Origin of the sequence: Serratia sp. AS12 (assembly GCF_000214195.1) — a bacterium.
Lineage (GTDB): Bacteria > Pseudomonadota > Gammaproteobacteria > Enterobacterales > Enterobacteriaceae > Serratia > Serratia plymuthica.
The window spans coordinates 4,262,085-4,287,213 of the sequence record NC_015566.1 but is presented as its reverse complement, the minus strand read 5'-3'; the positions used below and the strand labels follow the sequence as shown (position 1 = coordinate 4,287,213).

General features: G+C 56.9%; 16 protein-coding genes and 3 tRNA genes. 11 read left to right on the top strand and 8 right to left on the bottom strand.

Annotation, left to right across the window (positions count from 1 at the left end; all coding sequences use genetic code 11):
• Positions 1–10: 10 nt before the first annotated feature.
• From recC to recD, 4 genes are all read left to right on the top strand, one after another.
• Positions 11–3,382: an exodeoxyribonuclease V subunit gamma gene (gene recC / locus SERAS12_RS20020; RefSeq protein ID WP_013814289.1), complete on the top strand. Its 3,372-nt coding sequence runs from the start codon at positions 11–13 to the stop codon at positions 3,380–3,382.
• A 206-nt stretch (positions 3,383–3,588) separates the two neighbouring features.
• Positions 3,589–6,477, top strand: a complete 2,889-nt coding sequence (gene ptrA, locus SERAS12_RS20015) for a pitrilysin (protein ID WP_013814288.1) — start codon at positions 3,589–3,591, stop codon at positions 6,475–6,477.
• A complete protein-coding gene (gene recB, locus SERAS12_RS20010) occupies positions 6,474–10,025 on the top strand; it encodes an exodeoxyribonuclease V subunit beta (protein ID WP_013814287.1) in 3,552 nt (1,183 codons plus the stop codon). The genes ptrA and recB overlap by 4 nt, the downstream gene beginning before the upstream one ends.
• Positions 10,022–11,872 carry an exodeoxyribonuclease V subunit alpha gene (gene recD / locus SERAS12_RS20005; RefSeq protein ID WP_013814286.1) on the top strand — a complete coding sequence of 617 codons (1,851 nt, stop codon included), beginning with the start codon at positions 10,022–10,024 and terminating at the stop codon, positions 11,870–11,872. Before recB ends, recD begins: the two co-directional genes overlap by 4 nt.
• Before the next feature lie 96 nt (positions 11,873–11,968).
• Here the strand turns inward: recD and argA are convergent, their stop codons facing one another.
• A complete protein-coding gene (gene argA / locus SERAS12_RS20000; protein ID WP_006327565.1) occupies positions 11,969–13,294 on the bottom strand; it encodes an amino-acid N-acetyltransferase in 1,326 nt (441 codons plus the stop codon).
• Positions 13,295–13,534: 240 nt separating this feature from the next.
• Here argA and amiC point away from each other — a divergent pair, with 240 nt between their 5' ends.
• A complete protein-coding gene (gene amiC / locus SERAS12_RS19995; protein ID WP_013814285.1) occupies positions 13,535–14,785 on the top strand; it encodes an N-acetylmuramoyl-L-alanine amidase AmiC in 1,251 nt (416 codons plus the stop codon).
• 100 nt (positions 14,786–14,885) lie between these two features.
• Here the strand turns inward: amiC and SERAS12_RS19990 are convergent.
• From SERAS12_RS19990 to SERAS12_RS19980, 3 genes are all read right to left on the bottom strand, one after another.
• Positions 14,886–14,962 (bottom strand) — tRNA-Met (locus SERAS12_RS19990).
• Positions 14,963–15,026: 64 nt separating this feature from the next.
• A tRNA-Met gene (locus SERAS12_RS19985) sits at positions 15,027–15,103 on the bottom strand.
• 63 nt (positions 15,104–15,166) lie between these two features.
• Positions 15,167–15,243, bottom strand: a tRNA-Met gene (locus SERAS12_RS19980).
• A gap of 214 nt (positions 15,244–15,457) precedes the next feature.
• Between SERAS12_RS19980 and mltA the strand changes: the two genes are divergently transcribed.
• Both mltA and tcdA read left to right on the top strand, forming a co-directional pair.
• On the top strand, positions 15,458–16,600 hold the full coding sequence (gene mltA / locus SERAS12_RS19975) for a murein transglycosylase A (protein WP_013814284.1): 1,143 nt from the start codon (positions 15,458–15,460) through the stop codon (positions 16,598–16,600).
• 139 nt (positions 16,601–16,739) lie between these two features.
• The gene (gene tcdA, locus SERAS12_RS19970) at positions 16,740–17,546 is read left to right on the top strand and encodes a tRNA cyclic N6-threonylcarbamoyladenosine(37) synthase TcdA (protein ID WP_013814283.1); all 807 of its coding nucleotides are present in this window, start codon (positions 16,740–16,742) and stop codon (positions 17,544–17,546) included.
• On the opposite strand, the gene csdE is transcribed toward tcdA, so the two are convergent.
• Positions 17,537–17,971: a cysteine desulfurase sulfur acceptor subunit CsdE gene (csdE, locus tag SERAS12_RS19965; protein ID WP_013814282.1), complete on the bottom strand. Its 435-nt coding sequence runs from the start codon at positions 17,969–17,971 to the stop codon at positions 17,537–17,539. The genes tcdA and csdE overlap by 10 nt on opposite strands.
• Before the next feature lie 18 nt (positions 17,972–17,989).
• Positions 17,990–19,195, bottom strand: coding sequence for a cysteine desulfurase CsdA (gene csdA, locus SERAS12_RS19960; protein ID WP_041416330.1), 1,206 nt, complete (start codon positions 19,193–19,195; stop codon positions 17,990–17,992).
• Positions 19,196–19,389: 194 nt separating this feature from the next.
• On the opposite strand from csdA, the gene SERAS12_RS19955 reads away from it, so the two are divergent.
• The 4 genes from SERAS12_RS19955 to rlmM all read left to right on the top strand — a co-directional run bounded on the left by SERAS12_RS19955 (position 19,390) and on the right by rlmM (position 22,467).
• A complete protein-coding gene (locus SERAS12_RS19955; RefSeq protein ID WP_004952250.1) occupies positions 19,390–19,614 on the top strand; it encodes a YgdI/YgdR family lipoprotein in 225 nt (74 codons plus the stop codon).
• A 392-nt stretch (positions 19,615–20,006) separates the two neighbouring features.
• Positions 20,007–20,924 carry a transcriptional regulator GcvA gene (locus tag SERAS12_RS19950; protein ID WP_004952248.1) on the top strand — a complete coding sequence of 306 codons (918 nt, stop codon included), beginning with the start codon at positions 20,007–20,009 and terminating at the stop codon, positions 20,922–20,924.
• Positions 20,925–20,975: 51 nt separating this feature from the next.
• Positions 20,976–21,371, top strand: coding sequence for a DUF423 domain-containing protein (locus SERAS12_RS19945; protein WP_126484852.1), 396 nt, complete (start codon positions 20,976–20,978; stop codon positions 21,369–21,371).
• Entirely contained in the window at positions 21,364–22,467 is a 1,104-nt protein-coding gene (gene rlmM, locus SERAS12_RS19940) for a 23S rRNA (cytidine(2498)-2'-O)-methyltransferase RlmM (protein ID WP_013814279.1), read from the top strand. Before SERAS12_RS19945 ends, rlmM begins: the two co-directional genes overlap by 8 nt.
• Before the next feature lie 246 nt (positions 22,468–22,713).
• On the opposite strand, the gene xni is transcribed toward rlmM, so the two are convergent.
• Both xni and ppnN read right to left on the bottom strand, forming a co-directional pair.
• Positions 22,714–23,472 carry a flap endonuclease Xni gene (gene xni, locus SERAS12_RS19935; protein WP_013814278.1) on the bottom strand — a complete coding sequence of 253 codons (759 nt, stop codon included), beginning with the start codon at positions 23,470–23,472 and terminating at the stop codon, positions 22,714–22,716.
• 216 nt (positions 23,473–23,688) lie between these two features.
• Positions 23,689–25,053: a nucleotide 5'-monophosphate nucleosidase PpnN gene (ppnN, locus tag SERAS12_RS19930; protein ID WP_004952240.1), complete on the bottom strand. Its 1,365-nt coding sequence runs from the start codon at positions 25,051–25,053 to the stop codon at positions 23,689–23,691.
• Between the last annotated feature and the right edge of the window lie 76 nt (positions 25,054–25,129).

The following is a 25,129-nucleotide window of genomic DNA, read 5'->3' as shown; positions in this document are numbered from 1 at the left end:
GGGAGCACCCATGTTTAGGGTTTATCATTCCAATCAGTTGGATTTGCTGAAAACGCTGACCAGCACGTTGATAGCCAGAGAGCCATTGGCCGATCCTTTTCAGCAGGAAGTGGTGCTGGTGCAAAGCCCCGGTATGGCGCAGTGGTTGCAGATGCAGCTCGCGGAACAGTTTGGCATTGCCGCCAATATCGCCTTCCCACTGCCCGCAACCTTCATCTGGGACATGTTCACCCGGGTTTTGCCCGGCATCCCGAAAGAGAGCGCCTTCAGTAAAGACGCCATGACCTGGAAACTGATGTGGCTCCTGCCGGATCTTCTCACGCGGCCGGAATTTGCCCCGCTGCAACATTACCTCACCGACGACGGCGACAAGCGTAAAATTCATCAGCTTGCCGGTCGGGTGGCAGACCTGTTTGACCAATATCTGGTATATCGCCCGCAATGGCTGGAAAGTTGGCAAAACGGCGAAAGCATTGATGGGCTGGCGGAGGCCCAGCAATGGCAGGCACCGCTGTGGGCGCGGCTGGTCGAATATACCCATGAGCTGGGGCAACAGGAATGGCATCGTGCAAACCTGTATCGTCGCTTTATCAGCGTGCTGGAAAAGGCGGAACGCTGCCCGGAAGGGTTACCGCCGCGGGTGTTTATCTGCGGTATCTCGGCGCTGCCGCCGGTGTATCTGGAGGCCTTGCAGGCGCTGGGTCGCCATATTGATATTCACCTGATGTTCACCAATCCGTGCCGCTACTATTGGGGGGATATTCAGAGCCAATCATTCCTGGCGAAATTGCAGAGCCGCAAGCGGCGCCATTATCAGGATAAAACGGAATATGCGTTATTCAGAGATCCCGATAACGCCGCCGCGCTGTTTAATGCGGAAGGCGAGCAAGACCTGCCCAATCCGCTGTTGGCCTCATGGGGCAAGTTGGGGCGTGACCACCACTTTTTGCTCTCGCAGATAGAATCCGCGCAGGAGATTTTTGCGTTTGTAGATATCCCTGCGGATAACTTATTGCACGCCATTCAGCACGATATGCTGGAGTTGAAAAATAGCGCCGTCATCGGCACCACGCTGGAAACGCTGGAGAGCAGCGCGACCAAACGCCGGCTCGATCCCGAGGATCGTTCTATCAGCCTGCACGCTTGCCACAGCCCGCAGCGTGAGGTGGAGGTTTTACACGACCAGCTGTTGACCATGCTGGCGGCAGATCCTGCGCTGACGCCGCGCGATATCATCGTGATGGTGGCAGATATCGACAGCTACACGCCTTATATTCAGGCGGTGTTCGGCAACGCTTCCCCGGAACGCTATCTGCCGTTTGCGATTTCTGACCGCAAGGCGAGTCAGGCGCACCCGGCGCTGCAGGCGTTTATCTCGCTGCTGGATCTGCCGCAGAGCCGTTTTACTTCTGAACAGGTGTTGGCGCTGCTGGAAGTGCCGGCGCTGGCGGCGCGTTTCTCGATCCAGGAGGAAGGGTTGCGCCTGTTACGCCACTGGGTTGGGGAGTCCGGCGTCCGCTGGGGGCTGGATGACGACAACGTACGTGAACTGGATCTGCCGGCCACCGGCCAGCATACCTGGCAGTTCGGCATTACCCGAATGCTGTTGGGCTACGCCATGGACAGCAATGCCGGCGATTGGCAGGGCGTGTTGCCTTATGACGAATCGAGCGGGCTGGTCGCGGAGCTGGCCGGGCAGTTGGCCGAACTGTTGGCCTCCCTCAGCCGCTGGCGGCAACGATTGACCGAGGCGCGCGCTCTGCCGGAGTGGCTGCCGCTTTGCCGCCAACTGCTTGATACCTTCTTTGAGCCGGACGGCGAAACCGAGGCGGCACTGGCGCTGATTGAGCAACAGTGGAGCAAAGTGTTTGAACACGGGCTGGCGGCGCGTTACCCCGATGAGGTGCCGTTGACTATTCTGCGTGACGAACTGGCTGCGCGTCTTGATCAGGAACGTATCAGTCAACGCTTCCTCGCCGGGCAAATCAACTTCTGCACGCTGATGCCGATGCGTTCCATTCCGTTCAAAGTGGTTTGCCTGCTGGGCATGAACGATGGGGTTTATCCGCGCACTTTGCCGCCTCTGGGCTTTGATCTGATGGCACAGCAGGTAAAACGCGGCGATCGCAGCCGCCGCGACGACGATCGCTATCTGTTCCTGGAGGCGATTCTGTCGGCACAGCAGCGGCTGTATATCAGTTTTATTGGCCGTTCCATTCAGGATAACAGCCTGCGTTACCCTTCGGTGCTGGTAACCGAACTGCTGGAGTATTTGGAGCAAAGTTATTGCCTGCCGGGTGATGAGGCACTGGATGCCGATGCCAGCGCACAGAAGGTCGGTAAACACTTGCTTAGCTGGCACGCGCGCATGCCGTTCGCCGCCGAGAATTTTTTGCCCGGCGCGGAAGCGCAAAGCTATGCCGCCGAATGGCTGCCCGCAGCTGATAAACGCGGTGCGGCGCATCCACCGTTTAACCAACCGCTATTGCCTGATGAGCAGACCCAGATCTCGCTGGATGATTTGCTGCGGTTCTATCGCCACCCCATCCGCGCGTTCTTCCAACTGCGGCTGGGGGTCAGTTTTATCCTTGAAGAAACCGAATTGCCGGATGAAGAGCCCTTCATCCTGGATAATCTCAGCCGCTATCAGTTCAACAGCCAATTGTTGAATACCTTGATTGACGGAGAGGATCCCGCCCGTTTGTTCCAGCGGGTGCGTGCCGCCGGCGGCTTGCCTTTTGGCCCCTTCGGCGAGATTTACTGGCAGAAACAGCAAGAGGAGATGAGCGAACTGGCCGAGCAGGTGCGCGCCGAACGCAGCGAAGGGCACAGTCTGGAGCTGGATATCGACATCGCCGGTGTGCATATCAGCGGGTGGTTGCATCAGGTACAGGAGGACGGTCTGCTACGCTGGCGACCGGCCACCCTGTCGGCGGTTGATGGAATACTGTTGTGGCTGGAACATCTGGCGTACTGCTGCGCCGGTGGCACGGGGGAAAGCCGTATTTATGGCCGCAAAGGCGCCGCGTGGCGTTTTGCCGCGTTAACCGCCGAGGATGCCCGCGAGCAGTTGGCTGAGCTGGTGGAGGGTTATCAGCGCGGTTTATGCCAGCCGTTGCTCTTGCTCAATAAAAGCGGTTGGGCGTGGCTGAGCCAGTGCTATCAACCGGAAACTCAGAGCATTGACTGGGATGAAGAGGTGCAAATCAAGGCGCGGGCCAAGTTATTGCAAACCTGGCAGGGCGATCAGCGCATTCCTGGAGAAGGCGAAGACGCCTATGTTCAACGGGTATTCCGTCAGTTGGACAATGCCTGTTTAGAGCAAATTCTGGCCGAAACAGAACGTTACCTGTTGCCGGTGGCGAAGCATAATTTAGGTTGATCCCTTGGCATGACCTTGGGTCATATCCCCGGTGGTACTGCTCGCCGGGAGGTGGTAAAAATAAGCAGGATTATATTCAACTATCGGGGTTAGCTCCGGTCTTACATAACGTACAGGTATATAGCCTTTTGTTGTGTTGTTTTGATGCACACCGCTAACGTCAGGGATTTGGCGTAGCGGTGTCAGAATAGGGGTTCATTTTGGATATGCGCAGACAGTTGGCCCGCATTACCGGGTTAGTATTATTGGCCATGTGTTGGGCACCGTTAAGCTGGGCCGCACAGGGATGGCAACCGCTGGCGGAGAAGATCAACAAAAGCGATCACGATCCACGCCAATATCAGGCGATTAAGCTGGCAAACGGCATGACCGTCTTGTTGGTATCCGATGCTCAGGCGCCAAAATCATTGGCGGCACTGGCGCTGCCGGTGGGATCGCTGGAAGATCCGAACAGCCAACTTGGGCTGGCGCACTACCTGGAGCACATGGTGCTGATGGGGTCCAAGCGCTATCCGCAGCCGGAAAACCTGGCGGAGTTTCTGAAAAAGCACGGTGGTAGCCACAACGCCAGCACCGCGTCTTATCGCACCGCATTCTACCTGGAAGTGGAAAACGACGCGTTAGCGCCGGCGGTAGACCGCATGGCGGATGCCATTGCGGAGCCTCTGCTGGATCCCGGCAATGCCGATCGTGAACGTAATGCGGTCAATGCCGAACTGACGATGGCGCGTTCACGCGACGGCATGCGCATGGCGCAGGTCGGGGCGGAAACGCTGAACCCAGCTCACCCGAGCGCGCGTTTCTCGGGCGGCAACCTCGATACCTTGAAGGACAAGCCGGGCAGCAAGCTGCATGATGAACTGACGTCATTCTACCAGCGTTATTATTCTGCCAACCTGATGATGGGCGTGTTGTACAGCAGCAAACCATTGCCTGAGCTGGCCGAACTGGCGGCCAATACGTTTGGCAAAGTGCCCAATCGCGAAGTCAGCGTGCCGCCGATTACCGTCCCTGCGGTCACCCCTGAACAGCAGGGCATCATTATCCACTATGTGCCGGCCCAGCCGCGCAAGCAGTTGAAAGTGGAGTTCCGCATTGATAACAACAGCGCTGAATTCCGCAGTAAGACCGACACTTATATTAGTTACCTGATTGGCAACCGTAGCCAAAATACCCTGTCTGACTGGCTGCAAAAGCAGGGGTTGGCGGATGCGATCAACGCCGGGGCCGATCCGATGGTGGATCGCAACGGCGGGGTATTCTCAATCAGCGTTTCCCTGACCGATAAAGGTCTGGCCAAGCGTGACGAGGTGATAGCAGCCATCTTTAACTACCTGAAAATGCTGCGCAGCGAAGGCATCAAGCAAAGCTACTTCGATGAGATCTCCCACGTTCTCAACCTGGATTTCCGCTATCCGTCGATCACCCGTGATATGGACTACATAGAATGGTTGGTGGACACCATGCTGCGTGTGCCGGTAGAACACACGCTGGATGCGCCTTACCTGGCCGATCGCTATGATGCCAAAGCGATTGCCGAGCGTCTGGACGCCATGACGCCGCAAAATGCGCGCATCTGGTTTGTCAGCCCGAATGAGCCGCATAACAAGATGGCCTATTTCGTCAACGCACCTTATCAGGTTGATAAAATCGCGCCGCAGCGTTTCGAACAGTGGAAGCAGTTGGGCAAGGGGATCAGCCTCTCGCTGCCTGCGCTGAACCCGTATATTCCTGATGACTTTACCCTGAACAAACCGTCCCACGAGTTCAAGAAACCGGAAATGGTGGTCGATCAGCCGGGTCTGCGGGTGTTGTATATGCCAAGCCGTTACTTTGCCGACGAGCCGAAAGCCGATGTCACAGTGGCGTTCCGCAATGCAAAAACCATGGACTCTGCGCGCAATCAGGTGCTGTTCTCGCTGACCGACTATCTGGCGGGTATTTCGCTGGATCAACTGAGTTATCAGGCCTCGATTGGCGGGCTGAGCTTCTCGACTTCGCCGAACAATGGCCTGATGTTCAATGCCAACGGCTTTACCCAGCGTTTGCCGCAGTTGCTGACCTCGCTGATTGAGGGCTATTCCAACTTCACGCCGACGGAAGATCAACTGGCGCAGGCCAAATCCTGGTATCTGGAACAGCTGGATTCGGCTGAGAAAGGGAAAGCGTTTGAGCTGGCGATCCAACCGGTGCAGATGGTTTCCCGCGTGCCGTACTCCGAGCGCAGTGAGCGCCGCGAGGTGCTGAAAACCCTGACGCTGAAAGACGTGCTGGCGTACCGCGACAGCCTGTTGGCCGATGCCACACCGGAGTTGCTGGTGGTGGGCAATATGAGCAAGCAGCAGGTAGACACTCTTGCTTCAACGCTGAAACACCGCCTGGGCTGCACCGGCATTGAATGGTGGCACGGCGAAGACGTTGAAGTGGCTAAAAAACAGTTGGCTAACCTGCAGCGTGCGGGCAGCAGCACCGACTCGGCGCTGGCGGCAGTCTATGTGCCGACCGGGTATGATGAAGTGACCGGCATGGCTTACAGCTCGCTGCTGGGGCAGATTATCCAGCCCTGGTTCTACAGCCAACTGCGTACTCAGGAACAATTGGGTTATGCGGTATTTGCTTTCCCAATGTCCGTGGGCCGCCAGTGGGGGATTGGCTTCCTGCTGCAAAGTAACAGCAAGCAGCCGGCATATCTGTACCAACGCTACCAGGATTTCTACCCAAAAACTGAAAAGCGCCTGCGTGAGATGAAAGACGCGGACTTTGAACAGTACAAGCAGGCGATGATCAACGAACTGAAGCAGCGCCCGCAAACCCTGAGCGAAGAAGCCAGCCGCTTTGCCAATGATTTCGATCGCGGCAATTTTACCTTCGATACTCGCCATAAGCTGATTGAGCAGGTTAAGCAACTGACGCCGACCAAGCTGGCGGATTATTTCCACCAGGCGGTCATTCAGCCGCAGGGGCTGGCGGTGCTGTCGCAGGTTAGCGGCAGCGGGCAAGAGAAAGCGGATTATGCCGTGCAGCAGGACTGGGTCACCTATCCAAACGCCTCTGCCCTGCAGCAAACTCTGCCGCGTAAGGTGGCGACACCATGACAGAGGTTGCCCCGCAGAGGCTTGATCCGCTGACGCTGCCGCTGTTTGGCGAACGGCTGATAGAAGCGTCTGCGGGGACCGGCAAAACCTTTACCATAGGCGCGCTGTATCTGCGTCTGCTGCTTGGCCTGGGCCAAGCGTCGGCCATTCCCCGGCGGCTGACGGTGGAAGAGATTCTGGTGGTGACCTTTACCGAGGCTGCCACCGAAGAGCTGCGTGGGCGTATTCGCAGCAATATCCATGCGTTACGCATTGCTTGCGTCCGCGGTCTCAGCAAGGACCCCTTGTTGTCTGCGCTGATGGAGGAGATTGACGATCTGCCCGATGCCGCCGCGCAACTGCTGGCGGCCGAACGGCAGATGGACGAAGCGGCGATCTACACCATCCACGGCTTTTGCCAGCGCATGCTGACCCACAACGCCTTCGAGTCCGGCATTCTGTTTGAGCAAACGCTGGTGCAGGATGAATTGCCGCTACGGCGTCAAGCTTGTGCAGATTTCTGGCGTCGCCATTGTTATCCGTTGCCGCTGGGTGTCGCCCGGGCGGTGAGCCAGGAGTGGAGCGGCCCGGAGGCACTGCTGGCCGATATTTCCGGCTATCTGAGCGGCGAAGCGCCAACGCTGCGTCGGCCACCGAAAGATGAAGAAACGGTATTGATGCGCCATGAGCAGATCGTGGCGCGCATTGATGCTATCAAAGCACAGTGGCAGGCGGCGGCGGGGGATCTGGAGGCGTTAATCAGCCAGTCCGGCGTGGATAAGCGCAGCTACAGCAGTAAACACTTGCCTAATTGGTTGAATAAGGTGGGTGAATGGGTGGTGATGGAAACCCAGGATTACCAATTGCCGAAAGAGCTGGAAAAATTCCGTCAGTCAGTGCTGCTGGATAAAACCAAAAAGGGCGATCCGCCCCGCCATGCCTTGTTTGTGGCAATAGATGAATTGTTTGATGAGCCGCTGACGCTGCGCGATTTGATTATGGCGCGGGCGCTGAGTGAGATACGTCTCTCCATTCAACAGGAAAAACGGCAGCGCGCCGAACTGGGTTTTGACGATCTGCTAAGCCGGCTGGACAGTGCGCTGCAAAGTGAAGGCGGCGAACGGTTGGCGCAGGCGATTCGCCAGCGTTATCCGGTGGCGATGATCGATGAGTTCCAGGATACCGATCCACAGCAATACCGTATCTTCCAAAAGCTCTACGTCGGCCGGCCGGAATGCGGCCTGTTGCTGATAGGCGACCCGAAACAGGCTATTTATGCCTTCCGCGGTGCCGATATCTTTACCTATATGCGCGCCCGTTCTGAGGTAAGCGCCCACTACACGCTTGAGACTAACTGGCGCTCGTCACCGGCAATGGTGGGCAGCGTTAACCATCTGTTTACTCAGGTGGAAAAACCCTTCCTGTTCGGTCAAATTCCTTTTATTGAGGTGGCCGCTGCCGAGAAAAATCGCGGGTTGGCGTTTGAGCTGAATGATCAGCCACAGCCGGCGATGCAGTTTTGGCTGCAGCAGGGTGAAGGCGTTGGCGTTAGTGAGTACCAACAATTGATGGCGCGCCTGTGCGCCACGCAAATCCGTGACTGGCTCAGTGCCGGGCAACGTCAGCAGGCCTGGCTGGTGGACGGCGAAAAGCGGCGGGCGGTGCAGGCTTCCGATATTACCGTGCTGGTGCGCAGCCGCAATGAGGCGGCGTTGGTGCGTGATGCGCTCAGCGCTCTGGCCATCCCGTCGGTCTATTTGTCCAACCGCGACAGCGTGTTTGATACGCCGGAAGCCAAGGATTTGCTGTGGCTGTTGCAGGCGGTGCTGGCGCCGGAGCAGGAGCGCACGCTGCGCAGCGCCATGGCGACCGGGCTGATGGGGTTGGATGCGCAGGCGCTGGACGGCTTGAATCGCAACGAACGCGCCTGGGATATGCTGGTCAATGAGTTCGATGAATACCGCACGCTCTGGCTGCGCCGTGGCGTCTTGCCCATGCTGCGTGAGGTGATGAATGAGCGCCACCTGGCGGAAAATCTGCTGGCCAGCCCCGGCGGCGAGCGTCGATTGACCGACGTGATGCACTTGGGGGAGCTGTTGCAAGAGGCCTCTGCGCAACTCGACAGCGAACATGCGCTGGTGCGCTGGCTGGCACAGCAGATTGCCCAGCCAAATCGCCAATCCGACAACCAGCAACTGCGGCTGGAGAGCGATCGCCATCTGGTGAAGGTGATCACCATCCATAAATCGAAAGGGTTGGAGTTCGATCTGGTCTGGTTGCCGTTCGTCGGCAATTTCCGCCAGCAGCAGCAGGTGCTGTACCACGATCGGCAGAGTTTCCAGGCCCTGCTTGACCTTAACGCCGATGAAGAAAGTATCGAATGGGCGGAAGAAGAGCGGTTGGCGGAGGATTTGCGCCTGCTGTACGTAGCCTTGACCCGTTCTGTATACCACTGCAGTATCGGCATAGCGCCATTGATCCAGGGCACACGCAAGAAACAGGGTGATACCGATTTGCACCGCAGCGCGCTGGGTTACCTGGTGCAGGCCGGCCAGGCCGGAGATGCGGCCTGGCTGCAACAACGTCTGCAGCAACTGGCTGGAGGGGGAATTGCGCTGTCGTTGGTTGAACAACTGGATGAACAGGCCTGGCTGCCCCAAGCGCCAGCGTTAACCGAGCTGGCGGCAAAAAGTTTCACGCGCCCGGTGCAGTATTTCTGGCGCGTGACCAGTTACACCGGCCTGCAGCAACACGGCTCTGGCCTGATGCAGGATCTGCTGCCACGGCTGGATGTCGACGCCGCAGGCGAACAGGCGCTGGACAGTGAGCCAGCGCTCACACCGCATACCTTCCCGCGCGGCGCAGCGCCGGGAACCTTCCTGCACAGCCTGTTTGAAACGCTGGATTTCACTCAACCTCTTGATGAGCAATGGCTGTTTGAACAGTTGCAACAGCAAGGGTTTGCTGAGCACTGGCAACCGATACTGCTGGCATGGATGCAGGTGTTGCTGAATGTCCCGCTTAATGATGCCGGTGTTTCGTTGTCGGCGCTGGCACCGCAGTATAAACAGGCCGAGCTGCAGTTTTACTTACCCATAGAAAAACTGTTGCGGGCGGGTGAGCTGGATAAGTTGGTGAAAAATTACGATCCGCTTTCAGCACGCTGCCCGGCGCTCGATTTCCAGCAGGTGCAGGGAATGTTGAAGGGGTTTATCGACCTGGTATTTTGCTGGCAGGGAAAATACTACCTGCTGGATTACAAATCCAACTGGTTGGGAGAGGACAGCAGCGCTTATACCCGTGCGGCGATGGAGCAGGCGATGGCGGAACACCGCTACGATCTGCAATATCAGCTGTACACGTTGGCACTGCATCGTTATCTGCGCCATCGGTTACCGGATTATGACTATCAGCGCGACTTTGGCGGGGTGATTTATTTGTTCCTGCGCGGGGTAGACGCACAGCACCCGGGCAACGGCATTTTCGCCTGTCGCCCAGAGCTGCAGTTGGTGGAAGGTATGGACCGCCTGTTCAGCGGCGAAGCCATTGCGGCGGAGGGTGAACCATGATCGCGCTACTGGAACAGGCACAGGCACTTGGCGTGCTGCGCCCGTTGGACCTGCAGTTTGCCCGTATAGTGGCCGGTGAGGAAGAGCCTGACATTCTGCTGGCTGCCGCCTGCCTCAGTGCGGAGGCAGGCGCCGGTCATGTTTGCCTGATGCTGGAACAGTTACTGCCGGAAAATCTGTTTGAAGGGCGTCAGCCGGAACTGGCGCAAGCCGTGTGGCTGGCGGCCGGGCAACCGGATCTTGCCCGCTGGCAGCAGCGCCTGATGGCCAGTGCGGCGGTGGGTGACGGCAGCAGTGCCATGCCGATGGTGTTGCAACAGCAGCGTTTGTACCTGCAGCGCATGTGGCAGAACGAAGGCGAGGTGGCGGAGTTTATCAGCAGCGACAGTATCCATCAGGCGGTTGATGAACCCGAACTGCATGCCATCCTCGATCGGCTGTTCGGCGAGGCGACGAATGAGCCGGACTGGCAGAAAATTGCTGCCGCAGTGGCCGCGACGCGGCGTATTGCTGTGATTTCAGGTGGGCCGGGCACCGGCAAAACCACCACCGTCGCCAAATTGCTGGCGGCGCTGGTACAGCTTGCCGATGGCAGGCGCTTGCGTATTCAACTGGCGGCACCCACCGGCAAGGCGGCGGCGCGTCTGACCGAATCGCTCGGCAGCGCCGGCAGGCAGTTGGCGTTAACCCCGGAGCAACGCGCGCTGTTCCCCACCGATGCGTCGACGCTGCACCGCCTGTTAGGCGCTCAGCCCAATAGCCAGCGCATGCGTTATCACCGTGGCAACCCGCTGCATCTGGATGTGCTGGTGGTGGACGAGGCTTCAATGGTCGATCTGCCGATGATGGCGCGTCTGATTGCCGCATTGCCCACTCAGGCGCGGGTGATTTTCCTTGGCGACAGGGATCAACTGGCGTCGGTAGAGGCCGGTGCTGTACTGGGGGATATCTGCCGTTTTGCCGAGCAGGGATACAGTGCTGCTCGTGCGGAACAACTCACCCGGCTGACAGGCTGCCTGTTGCAGGGGCAAAGTGCGCAGGCGGAAGCGGCGGTGCGAGACAGCCTGTGCCTGCTGCGCAAAAGCTATCGTTTTGATGCCGATTCGGGCATTGGTCAATTGGCTTTTGCGGTGAATGCCGGTGACGGTAAGCGTGCGGCTTGGGCACTCAGCGGCAGTTTCAGTGACGTTGCGGGTTACCCATTGGCAGAAACGGAGGACTATCAGGCCCTGCTGAACGCCTGTGTAGCAGGCTACGGTGATTATTTGCAGCGGGTCGCTGCCAGGGCGGATGCGGGAGAGGTGCTGGCGGAGTTTGGCCGTTTCCAGGTGCTGTGCGCGCTGCGCGAAGGGCCATTCGGTATCGCCGGGCTGAACGAGCGTATCGAGGCGGGATTGCAACGGGCCGGGCTGATCCAGCGTACGCCAGGGGCCTTGGGGCGTTGGTATCCCGGTCGTCCGGTGATGATTGGCCGCAACGACAGTGCGTTGGGGCTGTTTAACGGCGATATCGGTATCGCTCTGCGTGATGAGAGCGGCGAGCTGCGCGTGCACTTCCAACTGCCGGACGGCAACATCAAGTCGGTGCAACCGAGCCGTTTACCGGCGCATGAAACCGCCTATGCAATGACGGTGCACAAGTCTCAGGGATCGGAGTTTGATCATACGGTGCTGGTGTTGCCCAATCACTTCTTGCCGGTACTGACCCGCGAACTGGTGTATACCGCCATCACCCGCGCGCGTAGCCAGCTTTCGCTGTATGCCACCGAGACCGTGCTGATGCGGGCGATCCGCACGCCAACCCAACGCCGCAGCGGGTTGGCGGAGCGCTTGCAGATAACGCCATAAAAGCGAAACGGGTACAGCCTATCCTGAGGCTTTCAAACTGTAGCCAACAAGGCTGCGGCTTGAAAGAAGAGGGGCGTAGGCTGCGCCTGCAGAGGATTACAAGTCCGCCAGCAGAATCTTCGAACGGCGTTGGTAGTTGTACAGGGCCTGTTTTTGCATCGGCAGCACGTCCACTTCCGCCGGAGTGAAACCGCGCTCCTGGAACCAGTGGATGCTGCGTGTGGTCAGCACGAACAGCTTTTGCAAACCCATCTGACGCGCCTGGCTTTCCACCCGTTGCAGCAGCATTTCCCCGCGGGATGAGCTGCGGTAGTCCGGGTGTACCGCCACGCAGGCCATCTCGCCGATTTTCTCTTCCAGGAACGGATACAGCGCCGCACAGGCGATGGTCAGGTTATCGCGCTCAATAATAGTGAACTTGTCGATCTCCATCTCCAGTTGCTCACGGGAGCGGCGCACCAGAATACCCTGTTGCTCGAGCGGGCGGATCAGTTCCAGAATGCCGCCGATATCGTTAATGGTCGCCCGGCGCACCTGTTCGGCGCTCTCCATGACGATCTGGGTGCCGATACCGTCGCGTGAGAACAACTCTTGCACCAGCGCACCGTCTTCCTGATAGCTGATCAGGTGGCTGCGGCGCACGCCGCTGCGGCAGGCTTTCACCGCACCGCGCAGAAAACGTACGGTGCCTGAATGGTAATCGCCGCTGGCTTCGCGTTCTTCGATACGTTTCTGCGCATCATTGGGGAACAGCTCGGAAATGATATTGCCTTCCTGATCGGTGACGCCCTGCGATGAGCAGAACCCGATCATTTTTTCCGCCTTCAGCTTGATGGCCAACTGGGTCGCCACTTCTTCTGACGTCAGGTTAAAGCTTTCGCCGGTAACGGAAACGGCGACCGGACCGATCAGCACGATAGCGTTACTGTCGAGTTGACGGTGGATCGCTTCTTCATCAATACGGCGAATACGGCCGCTGTGGCAGTAATCCACGCCATCATCAATCCCTAACGGCTGGGCAATGATAAAATTGCCGCTGACCACGTTGATATGCGCGCCCTGCAGTGGCGTATTGTTGAGGCTCATCGACAGCCGTGCAGTGATGTCCAGTTGCAGCAGGCCCGCCGCCTGCTTAACCAGCTCAAGCGTGTGGGCGTCGGTGACCCGGGTATGCTTGTGATAAATAGGTTCGTAGTTATGCTGCGCCAGATTGCTGTCGATCTGCGGCCGTGCGCCATAGACCACCACCAAACGAATCCCCAGGCTATGCAGCAGCCCGATATCGTTGACGATGTTGGAAAAATTCTCATGCTCTATGGCTTCTCCCCCAAGCATGACGACAAACGTCTTGCCGCGGTGGGCGTTGATATAGGGAACTGAGTGACGGAATCCTTGAACAAGCTCGGTACTACGTTCCTTCACGGCAAAACCTCTTTTGCATATTTATACGATATTTTTGTATTTTTATTCTTTTATTGCCCCAATGGCAAGCGGGAAATTGTCTGTATTTATTTGCGGAAGGGGCTAATTGGTTAATAAATTGAAAAACCTTGGAAAGATTTTCTGATGACAGCGCCGGGAGGATTCGTTAAAGTTTTTGCCATTCCCGTTTTATCGGCGTTTTTTTCATCTGTTTTAACCTGTTATCACTACCGGAGTCGCATGCCAAACTCAAATCACAATCTGGGCCGCCGTCGTATATTGCAGGGGGTTGCCGCAAGTTGGTTGCTGAGTGTGAGTCGCATAGGCTTCGCCGCATCATCGCACGTGATTGCCGTGCGTGTCTGGCCTTCTTCTACTTATACCCGCGTGACGCTCGAATCAAACACCGAACTGAAATATAAACAGTTTGCGCTGACCAATCCCGATCGCGTGGTGGTGGATATCGAAGGGGTGCATCTCAATAGCGTATTGAAGGGCATTGTCGGCCAGGTTCGCGCTGACGATCCCTATTTGAAACAGGCGCGCGTCGGTCAGTTTGATCAAAACACCGTTCGGCTGGTGCTGGAACTTAAGCAGAGCGTCAGCCCTCATATGTTTACTCTGCCGCCGGTACCGGAATATCGCAATCGTCTGGTGATGGATCTGTATCCCAGCAAGGGCGGCACTGGCGAAGACTATGATCCGCTATTGGCATTACTGGAAGATTACAACAAGGGCGATCTCGAACGCACTTTGCCGGCCGAGGCGCCGCAGGCCGGCAAGGCGGGACGCGATCGTCCGATTGTCATCATGCTGGATCCTGGCCATGGCGGCGAGGATCCGGGGGCGATCGGCAAATTCAAAACGCGCGAGAAGGACATCGTGTTGCAGATCGCCCGCAAACTGAGCGCGTTAATCAAGCGCGAGCCGAATATGAAAGTGTTTATGACGCGCAATGAAGATGTGTTCATTCCGCTGAAGGTGAGGGTGGCGAAGGCGCGCAAGCAGCGTGCCGATCTGTTCGTTTCCATCCATGCCGATGCTTTTACCAGCCAGGCTGCGCGCGGATCTTCGGTATTTGCGCTATCGACCAAGGGCGCCACCAGTTCGGCAGCGAAATTCCTGGCGCAAACTCAGAACGAATCGGACCAAATCGGTGGCGTAAGCAAAAGCGGCGATCGCTATCTGGATCACACCATGTTTGATCTGATCCAAACTGCGACCATCAACGACAGCCTGAAATTCGGCAAGGAAGTGCTGAACCGAATGGGCAAAATTAACCGTTTGCATAAGAATCGCGTCGATCAGGCGGGTTTTGCGGTGTTAAAAGCCCCTGACATCCCTTCTATCCTGGTTGAGACGGCGTTTATCAGCAATATTGAAGAAGAGCGTAAGCTGCGGACCAGCCATTTCCAACAGCAGGTGGCGGAATCTATTTTGGCGGGTATCAAGGCGTATTTCGCCAATGGGGGCGCGGCAGCGCGCGGATAAGGTTTAAGCTGATGCGGCTGGGTGGGTGCCCGGCCGGTTTTTGGCAGATTTCAGATACAAAAAAACACCCGTTAAGGTGCTTATTTGTAGTCATTAAGATTGGTTGCGGAGGCCGGATTTGAACCGACGACCTTCGGGTTATGAGCCCGACGAGCTACCAGGCTGCTCCACCCCGCGTCCGTCTTAATGCTTGTATTATCGAAACCCAACATTCATGTGATACCGCTGGTACAGTATCGGTTGGTTGCGGGGGCCGGATTTGAACCGACGACCTTCGGGTTATGAGCCCGACGAGCTACCAGGCTGCTCCACCCCGCGTCCGTATAATACTTTTTTCATCGAATCCCAACCTTTACGTGATACCGCTGATGCAGTATCGGTTGGTTGCGGAGGCCGGATTTGAACCGACGACCTTCGGGTTATGAGCCCGACGAGCTACCAGGCTGCTCCACCCCGCGTCCGATGGAAGCGCACTATACTCTCCGTGCATTTTGTTGCAACCCTTTTTGCAATTAATTGAGTTAAAGCCATCTTTATGCTGAATTAGTCCGCAATTTGCGTTCTTTTTCATCGTTATCCGCCGTGCGGGTTTTTTTATTTGCGGCGATTCCCTTATCTATGGGTGTTTGTTATCGTTCGCCGGTAGATCATATCTGTTTGAGAGTGTGCGCAATGAAAGGACGTTGGGGCAAATACCTGCTGGGCGGGTTGATGGTAGCGGTATTGGCAGGCTGTTCGTCAAAGCCGACCGACCGGGGGCAGCAGTATAAGGATGGCCATCTGGATCAGTCGCTGGAGTTGGTGAATCAACCCAACGCCAAAGGCGTACCGGTTAACGCCAGGGATTACTCGAATCAGCTGATGGAGATTAGAAACGCTTCTCCCGCACTGTTTAATCGCAACAACAGCACCTTTCAGGCAGTGCAAAGCTGGATGGCTGCCGGTGCCGATACCCGTCAACTGAACCAATACGGCCTCAACGCCTATCAGATGGAAGGCGTGGACAACTACGGTAACGTGCAGTTCACCGGCTACTATACGCCGGTCGTGCAGGCGCGCTATACCCAGCAGGGTGAGTTCCGTTACCCGCTGTACCGCATGCCGCCAAAAGGCAAAGGCCGCCTGCCGGATCGCGCAGGCATTTACTCTGGCGCGCTGGATGACCGTTATATCGTTGCCTACACCAATTCGCTGATGGACAACTTTATGATGGAAGTCCAGGGCAGCGGCTATGTGGATTACGGCAATGGCCAGCCGCTGGTGTTCTTCGGCTACGGCGGCAAGAACGGCCACGCCTATCGCAGCATAGGTAAAGTGCTGATCGATCGCGGCGAAGTGGCCAAGGTGGATATGTCGATGCAGGCGATTCGCCAGTGGGCCGATACCCACAGCGCTGCAGAAGTGCGCGAGTTGCTGGAACAGAACCCTTCCTTTGTGTTCTTCCGTCCGGAGGCTTTTGCGCCGGTACGTGGCGCCAGTGCGGTACCTTTGATTGCCAAAGCTTCGGTAGCTTCCGACCGTTCACTGATCCCGGCAGGCACCACGCTGCTGGCAGAAGTACCTCTGCTGGACAACAAGGGTAAATTCACGGGAAAATATGAGATGCGCCTGATGGTGGCTCTGGACGTGGGCGGCGCGATCAAAGGCCAGCACTTCGATATGTACCAGGGCATTGGGCCGGACGCCGGTCACTCGGCGGGGTATTACAACCATTACGGCCGAGTCTGGGTGCTGAAAGGCGGTAACACCGGCACGCCACTGTTTACCAGCCAGACTTCTTCCGCTAACGGCGGTTCGTTGTTGGTCACCCGCTGACGACAATAAGTTATACCCTATGAATTTCAAGCTGGTCGCCTGGCTGTGTCTTGAAAGGTGAAGGGTATACCGATATTGACCCGCAAGGGCCGGATTTTCCGGCCCTTATCATTTGCATTGTTAAGGTAAGTAAAGCGTTATGAGCACAGCCTATTCTGAAGCCTATCTGCAGCGTTTTGGCGGCACGGCACGTTTGTACGGTCAGCAGGCGCTGGCGCTGTTTGCCCAGGCGCACGTTTGCGTGATTGGCATCGGCGGCGTGGGTTCCTGGGCGGCCGAAGCTCTGGCGCGTACCGGTATCGGCGCCATTACGCTGATTGATATGGATGATGTTTGCGTCACCAATACCAACCGACAGATCCATGCGTTGCGCCAGCATGTTGGCCAGTCAAAGACGGAAGTGATGGCGGAGCGCATTCTGGCGATCAACCCTGAATGCCGGGTAACTTGCATTGACGACTTTATAACTGCGGACAACGTGGCAGAGCTGCTGAACAACAATTTCAGCTACGTGATCGACGCGATCGATAGCGTACGGCCGAAGGCTGCGCTGCTGGCCTATTGCCGTCGTTACAAGATCCCGGTGGTCACTACCGGCGGCGCCGGCGGGCAAATAGATCCGACGCAGATAGCGGTAGCCGATCTGGCGAAGACCATTCAGGATCCGCTGGCGGCCAAGTTGCGCGAGCGGTTGAAGAATGATTTCAACGTGGTGAAGAACAGTAAGGGCAAGTTAGGCATTGATTGCGTGTTTTCCAGCGAACCGCTGGTGTACCCGCAACCGGACGGCACGGTTTGCGCATCACGCAGCACCGCAGAAGGGCCAAAAAGAATGGACTGCAGCGCGGGATTCGGTGCGGCGACCATGGTTACCGCTACCTTCGGCTTTGTCGCCGTGTCTCACGCCTTGAAGAAAATGGTGGCGAAAGCCGCGCGTCAGGCGTAACGAGAGGCGATCGCTTTCACCCCGGCGGCCAGCGCTTCCAGCCCGCTGGCGCGGGTGGCGCTGAGCTGGGCGCGCAGCGCCAGTTGCTCAAACAGCGCCAGCGGATCCATTGCCGCAATTTGCTGCGGCGTTTTACCTTCCACAGCCGTCAGTACTACCGCCAGCAGGCCGCGTACGATGCGGCCTTCGCTGTCGCCATAAAAATGCAGCGTGCCGTCAGCCAATAATTGATGCCCCAGCCAGACGCGGTTCTCACAGCCGCTGAGCTCCATCTCTGCCGTGCGTAACGGCTCCGGCAGCGGCGGTAGTTGTTTCGCCAGCATAATCAGTTGGCGATAGCGATCTTCCCACTGCTTAAGCGCGGTAAATTTTACGATCAGTGCCTCGGCGGTAATTTCGCTGCCAAAGGGATGTGGGGCAAGCATAGCGTCTCCGAAGTTAATTTAGTCGGCCAGCAGATCTATGGCGTTGATCAGCGCTGTCACCAGGTTTTCAACGTCTTCCGTGGTGTTGTAAGGCGCGAATGACGCACGCAGTGTACCGCTGACGCCCAACGCCGCCATCAGCGGTTGGGCACAGTGCTGGCCAGCGCGCAGGGCGATGCCTTGTTCTGCCAGCAGGGTGACGATATCACTGTGATGAATGCCGGCAATATCAAATGCCAGCAGGCTGGAACCTGAACAGCGGAAGCTACGAAAACCCGATAACTGTGCCAGCCGTTGCTCGGCCAGATCGGCCAGGCCACGGCTGTAGCGCTCGGCGCCCGCCCTATCCTGAGTGCCAAGCCATTCCAGCGCGGCAGCCAGCCCCAGTACGCCGGCGATATTGGGTGTGCCGGCCTCAAAGCAGTGCGGTGGTTTCTGCGGCGTGAAGCCCTCGAATGACGCCTGGGTCAGCATTTTACCGCCACCTTGCCACGGCGCCATCAGTGCCAGTAATTCGCTTTTTCCGTACAGCGCACCGATGCCGGTCGGACCATACAGTTTGTGGCCGGAGAAAGCGTAAAAATCAATATCAAGCTGCTGAACGTCGGCCGGGCAGTGCACTATGCCCTGTGCTCCGTCGATCATCACGCGCGCGCCGACGCCGTGGGCCAGAGCGATGGCTTTTGCCAGATCCGGGCAACCGCCGGTGACGTTGGACATTTGCCCCAGCGCCAACAGCCGGGTTTTATCGTTGAGCAGCCTGGGGAGCCGTGTCAGGTCTGGCAGACGATCGGCACCAAGCGGCAATTTTACCACCCGCGCGCCAGTTTGTTCCGCCACCATCAACCAGGGGATCAGGTTGGCGTGGTGTTCGGCTTCGCTCACCAGAATTTCGTCACCCGGTTGCAACCGGGGGCGGGCATAGCTTTGCGCCACCAGATTGATTGCCTCGGTGGTGCCGCGTACCCAAATAATGTCATCGGCCGTGGGGGCGTTGATCAGCGTAGCGACCTGCTGGCGCGCCTGTTCGAAGCGGGCGGTCAAATCCTGCGCCGCGCGGTGTTGGCTGCGATGCACCGTGGCGGCGTCGTCACGGTAAAACTGCTGCGTCGCCGCGATAACCGCCAGCGGCTTCAACGCGGTGGCGGCGCTGTCGAGATAACTTCCCGCCTGCTGCAGGGCCGGAAACTGATTACGAAAATCGGTGGGATTAAAAGGTGTCATACCCTGATTGTCACTGGCTGAGTCAATGGGTGATCCTGTCCTATTTTTTCGTCGGAGACAAGTTCTCCCGTCCATTAGGACTTATCGCCTGGAAATCTCTGATGAGTTTGTTATGCTATTAAGTGCCTATCAAGTAATGGCGTTAAATAACATAAAAGGTTTTTTACAGCATTTTTATCTACAAGGAGTCCGCAATGAAGAAAACAGCCGCAGTTATTTCTGCTCTGATGCTAACGTTTACCCTGGCCGCATGTTCCAGCAATTACGTAATGCATACCAATGATGGACGCACCATTGTCGCTGACGGAAAACCCAAGGTGGATAACGACACAGGCATGATCAGCTATAAAGACGCCAACGGCGTTGAACAGCAGATCAACCGTTCAGACGTGAAAGAGATGGTTGAAAGCAACCAGTAACGTCGTCAAAAAACGGGCAAAAAAAAGCACCGCAAATATTGCGGTGCTGCATAAAATCACTATGGACAGACAGGGTAAATGTACAGGAAGTGAAAAAACAGTAGCTTAGCTACCATGTCTGGATTGCCAGACAATTTGCAAACACAACATCACAACCACAAGCCAAAAGTTCATCGGCGTCCTCGACACCCACTCCCTTTTCGTTCCGGCCCGGGAAGTGCCGCCACTATAGGTATTTGCTGGCGCATGCTCAACGGACAATTTATAATGGCTCGGATTAAAAAAACTAATGATAGCGGTTTGCTGTCGTGGACCTGTAACTTGGTACACAGCGTCGCCTGATTTTTTATGCCGAATCATTCGGAATATTGTTACACAAAAGTAGCTAATAAATGTCTAAACGCTTACCACCTCTCAATGCGCTGCGGGTCTTCGACGCGGCGGCTCGCCACCTGAGTTTCACCAAAGCGGCAGAAGAGCTGTTCGTTACCCAGGCCGCCGTGAGCCATCAGATCAAGTCGCTGGAGGACTTCCTCGGCCTGAAGCTGTTTCGGCGGCGCAATCGCTCGTTGCTGCTGACGGAAGAAGGGCAAAGTTATTACCTGGATATCAAGGAAATCTTCTCTTCAATCAACGAAGCTACCCGCAAGTTGCAGGCGCGCAGTGCCAAGGGGGCATTAACCGTCAGTTTGCCGCCGAGTTTCGCCATTCAGTGGTTGGTGCCGAGGCTCTCTGGCTTTAACTCAGCTTATCCGGGGATCGACGTGCGTATCCAGGCGGTGGACCGTGAGGAAGAGAAGCTGGCGGACGATGTCGATGTAGCGATTTTTTATGGTCGCGGCAATTGGCCTGGGGTGCGCGCCGAACGTTTATACGCGGAATATCTGTTGCCTGTGTGTTCACCCAGCCTGCTGACCGGGGAACATGCGTTAAAAGTGACGGACGATCTGGCTTATCACACGCTACTGCATGATACTTCACGCCGCGATTGGCTGGCTTATACCCGACAGTTGGGATTGCAGCACATTAATGTGCAACAGGGGCCGATTTTCAGCCACAGCGCAATGGTGGTTCAGGCCGCGGTTCATGGTCAGGGAGTGGCGCTGGTGAATAACGTGATGGCGCAGACTGAAATCGAAGCCGGGCGGCTGGTTTGCCCGTTTAACGATGTGCTGGTCAGTAAAAACGCTTTTTATCTGGTATGCCATGACAGCCAGGCAGAACTGGGTAAAATAGCCGCCTTTCGTCAGTGGATCCTGGCACGGGCAGCCAGCGAGCAGGAGAAGTTCCGCTTTCGCTATGAACAATAAGGCCGGCCGCCGCTCTACTGCAGCCGGTTTTCTTCAATAAGGTAAATAACGATGAGCAGTCGTTCAATGCTGATTTTTGCTGCTATCAGCGGCTTTGTATTTGTTGCCCTGGGCGCGTTTGGCGCGCACGTATTAAACGGCACGCTGGGTGCAAACGAGATGGCCTGGATCCGTACCGGGTTGGATTACCAAGGGTTCCATACCCTGGCGGTCCTGGTGCTGGCGGTGGCGATGCAGCGCCGCGTCAGCCTGTGGTTTTATTGGAGCGGGGCGCTGTTGGCGCTCGGCACCGTACTGTTCAGCGGCAGTCTGTACTGTCTGGCGCTGTCACACCTGAAGGTCTGGGTCTATATCACGCCGGTTGGCGGCGTGTGCTTCCTGATCGGTTGGGCATTGATGTTGATTGGCGCTTTGCGTCTGAGGAAAAAGGCCGAGCGCCATGAATAAGCTTGCGTTGTATTGCCGTCCTGGTTTTGAAAAAGAGTGTGCGGCGGAAATTACCGCCAAGGCTGCCGAGCTGGAAGTTTTTGGTTTTGCTCGGGTAAAAGATAACAGCGGCTACGTGCTGTTCGAGTGCTATCAGCCGGATGACGCCGACCGCCTGGCGCGGGAAATCCCGTTCCGTGAACTGATTTTTGCCCGTCAGATGCTGGTGGTTGGCGAGCTGTTGCGCGACCTTCCGCCGGAAGATCGCGTGTCACCGATTGTTGGCATGTTGATTGGCGTGGTCGATCGCGGCGGTGAGCTGCGAGTGGAAGTGCCGGATACCAACGAAAGCAAAGAGCTGATGAAGTTCTGCCGTAAACTGACCGTGCCGCTGCGTGCCGCAATGCGTGAGCAAAAGGTGCTGATGGCGCGTGAGAACGCGACCCGTCCGGTGGTTCACGTGTTCTTTATCGCACCGGGTTGCTGTTATGTCGGCTACTCCTTCAGTAACAACAATTCGCCGTTCTATATGGGGATTCCACGCCTCAAGTTCCCTTCCGACGCGCCGAGCCGTTCTACGCTGAAACTGGAAGAGGCGTTCCACGTGTTCATTCCCGCCGATGAGTGGGACGAACGTTTGAGCAGTGGCATGCACGCGGTCGATCTGGGCGCTTGCCCGGGCGGCTGGACCTATCAACTGGTGCAACGCAGCATGATGGTGCATGCGGTGGATAACGGCCTGATGGCGCAGAGCCTGATGGATACCGGGCAGGTTACGCATCACCGCGCCGACGGTTTCAAATACGAGCCAAGCAGCAGCAAGATTTACTGGCTGGTGTGCGACATGGTGGAGAAACCGGCCAAGGTGACCAGCTTGATGATCCAGTGGTTGGTCAAAGGTTGGTGCCGTGAGGCGATTTTCAACCTGAAGCTGCCGATGAAAAAACGTTACGAAGAGGTTTCGCAGAATCTGCAGACCATCAAGGAAGCGTTGGACGCGGTTGGCATCAGTTCAGAAATTCACGCCAAACAGTTGTATCACGATCGTGAAGAAGTCACGGTGCATGTGCGCCGTATGTGGTCGGCGGTGCCGGGACGTCGCGACGAGCGTGAATAATTGATCGGGCGTAGGATGCGCCCTGATTTTGATGACAAAGTTGTCTTTGAACCCGAGATACCCGGGCCTAGCGCACCGAGGGGCCATTATGGGACACATCCGTGTGTCCCACCCTGCGGGCCGACATGAAGTCGTTCCAATTTGCTCCCGGCAAATTGGTCGGCGGTCAAGCCGCTACGACCCCTTCGGCACGCTCTCCCTAATAACGGGCTTTGTCAGTTGTCTGGGGCGCTGCTTGCAGCGCCTTTAGCTAACCGGTAACCGCAATTGCTGCAGGTTGCCGGTTAGCGTCAAATCGGTGCGCAGCGTGGCGACTTTTTTGCTGACGTAAGCCATGTCGCGGTGTTGTTGCAACTTGCCGCGCCATTTTTCCGCCACCTGTTCCAGGTCCTGATACAGCCCATCCAACGTACCCGCCTGTTGTAATAACAATACCGCCGTTTTCGGCCCGATGCCGGCCATGCCAGGAATTTTGCTGCTGCTAATTCCCGCCAGCCCCCAGTAATCCGCCAATTGCTGTGGCGCAACCCCGAATTCCTGTTGCACAAAGGGCATGTCCAGCCAGCGTTTCTGGAAGTAATCGCGGATCTGCACGTTGGGCGCCAACAGTTGGCAATAACCTTTGTCGGTGGACACTATCGTCACCTGATGGCCGCCGCCGGCGACCTTTGCCGTCAGCGTTGCCGCCAAATCGTCCGCCTCATTGCCCGGCGAATGCCAGCAGGCGACGCCGAGCGCTTCGAATGCCTGCCGTAGCTGTGGCATTTCCTGCTGTAAATTTTCCGGCATCGGCGAACGTCCGGCTTTGTAGTCGGGCAGAATTTGGTGACGCCAGCTTTCACTGCGGTCATCTTCATCGAATACCGCCACCGCGTGGGTTGGCCGGCTGTGCTGGATCAACTGTTGCAACGCATGCTGGCAGGCATTCACGCAGGGAGAACCCTGCACGGCGTGGATGCGGCGAATTAAGTTCAGGGCGTCAACAATCAGTAGGTGTATAGGCATTTATTCGTCGTCTTTCAAGCCGCAGCGTTGCTGACTTCACGTACCCACCCAGTTTCTGTAGCGGGCGAATATATTGCCCCGAGGAGTGCGGGCACAGCATAAGGTGCCGCCACAATACCTGAGTACGTTTGCCGCCTGGCTGCAACTTGAAATCCATAGAGTAAAGGCGGAGTAAAGTCAGATAAAAGAAGGGCGGCTTTACGCCGCCCTGAGGTATCAGGCTACGATTTCATAGCAGGGCACATAAGCGCTGCCTGGTAGCTTCATGCGGTGCTGGGCGACAAAGCCCTGCAACAGACTGTCCATTTGTTTCATCATCTGCGGCTCGCCGTGCAGTTTGTACGGGCCAAATTGCTCAATGGCATGAATGCCATTTTCCTTCACGTTGCCGGCCACGATGCCGGAAAACGCGCGGCGCAGCGCAGCGGCCAACTGTTCGGCCGGTTGGTCCGGATACAGATTGAGATTCGCCATGTTTTCGTGGCTTGGCTCAAACGGCAGTTGCAGATCGGGTGCTATGCGGATCGACCAGTTAAAACTGTAGGCATCGCCAGTGTTGCGACGGTTCTCTTTCACCAGCGGCATGGCTTTTTTCATCTGCCGCGCCACTTCGGCCGGATCGTCGATGATGATGGTGTAATGACGGCGCGCTTCGTCACCCAGGGTGTTCATGATGAACTCGTCCAGTACGCGGAAGTAATCGGCGCTCTCTTTCGGCCCGGTGAGGATCAGCGGCAATACCTGTTCGCTGTTTTCCGGATTCATCAAAATGCCCAGCAGATACAGCAGTTCTTCCGCCGTGCCGACGCCGCCCGGGAAGATGATGATGCCGTGTGCGATGCGCACGAAGGCTTCCAGACGTTTTTCGATGTCCGGCATGATCACCAGCTCATTGACCAGCGGGTTAGGCGGCTCGGCAGCGATGATAGAAGGTTCGGTCATGCCGATAAAACGGCTGTTGCGGTAGCGCTGTTGCGCATGGCCCACGGCGGCGCCTTTCATCGGCGCTTCCATCGCTCCCGGCCCACAGCCGGTGCAGATATTCAGCTCGCGCAGGCCAAGCTGGCTGCCGACCTTGCGGGCGTACAGGTATTCATTTTCATTGATGGAGTGGCCGCCCCAACACACCACCAGATTAGGATCTTCATCGAGGTGCAACGCTCGGGCGTTACGCAGGATGGAGAATACCAGGTTGGTGATGTGGGCCGAATTTTCCAGGTTCAGATGCTGGAAACGGCCGGCGCTGTCGATTTGGCCGTGAACGAACAGGATATCGCGCAGCACGGCGAACAGGTTAGCCTGCAGAGAGCGGATAATTCTGCCGTCGACAAAGGCATCTTCCGGTGGGTTCACCAGCTCGAGTTTGACCCCGCGCTCACGGCGCAGTACGTTGATATCAAAGGTTTCATAGCGTGAAAGCAGCTGTTTGCTGTTGTCGGTTTGACTGCCGGAATTCAACACGGCCAGCGAACAGTTGCGGAACAAACGGTACAAATCGCTGCTGGCGGTGCGCTTCAGCATGTCTACTTCCAGCTGCGACAGCAAATCCATAGAGCCAAGCGGGCTGATGTGTGTAATCAAGGTAACTCCTTTGCACCCGAGGCGGGGCAGTAGTAATCCATACGCAGCAGAACAGCACTCGTTATTGTTAGCGCAC

Coding starts and splice junctions, on each gene's coding strand:
- recC (WP_013814289.1), top strand. CDS start 11: ATGTTTAGGGTTTATCATTCCAATCAGTTGGATTTGCTGAAAACGCTG.
- ptrA (WP_013814288.1), top strand. CDS start 3,589: ATGCGCAGACAGTTGGCCCGCATTACCGGGTTAGTATTATTGGCCATG.
- recB (WP_013814287.1), top strand. CDS start 6,474: ATGACAGAGGTTGCCCCGCAGAGGCTTGATCCGCTGACGCTGCCGCTG.
- recD (WP_013814286.1), top strand. CDS start 10,022: ATGATCGCGCTACTGGAACAGGCACAGGCACTTGGCGTGCTGCGCCCG.
- amiC (WP_013814285.1), top strand. CDS start 13,535: ATGCCAAACTCAAATCACAATCTGGGCCGCCGTCGTATATTGCAGGGG.
- mltA (WP_013814284.1), top strand. CDS start 15,458: ATGAAAGGACGTTGGGGCAAATACCTGCTGGGCGGGTTGATGGTAGCG.
- tcdA (WP_013814283.1), top strand. CDS start 16,740: ATGAGCACAGCCTATTCTGAAGCCTATCTGCAGCGTTTTGGCGGCACG.
- csdE (WP_013814282.1), bottom strand. CDS start 17,971: ATGCTTGCCCCACATCCCTTTGGCAGCGAAATTACCGCCGAGGCACTG.
- csdA (WP_041416330.1), bottom strand. CDS start 19,195: ATGACACCTTTTAATCCCACCGATTTTCGTAATCAGTTTCCGGCCCTG.
- SERAS12_RS19955 (WP_004952250.1), top strand. CDS start 19,390: ATGAAGAAAACAGCCGCAGTTATTTCTGCTCTGATGCTAACGTTTACC.
- SERAS12_RS19950 (WP_004952248.1), top strand. CDS start 20,007: ATGTCTAAACGCTTACCACCTCTCAATGCGCTGCGGGTCTTCGACGCG.
- SERAS12_RS19945 (WP_126484852.1), top strand. CDS start 20,976: ATGAGCAGTCGTTCAATGCTGATTTTTGCTGCTATCAGCGGCTTTGTA.
- rlmM (WP_013814279.1), top strand. CDS start 21,364: ATGAATAAGCTTGCGTTGTATTGCCGTCCTGGTTTTGAAAAAGAGTGT.
- xni (WP_013814278.1), bottom strand. CDS start 23,472: ATGCCTATACACCTACTGATTGTTGACGCCCTGAACTTAATTCGCCGC.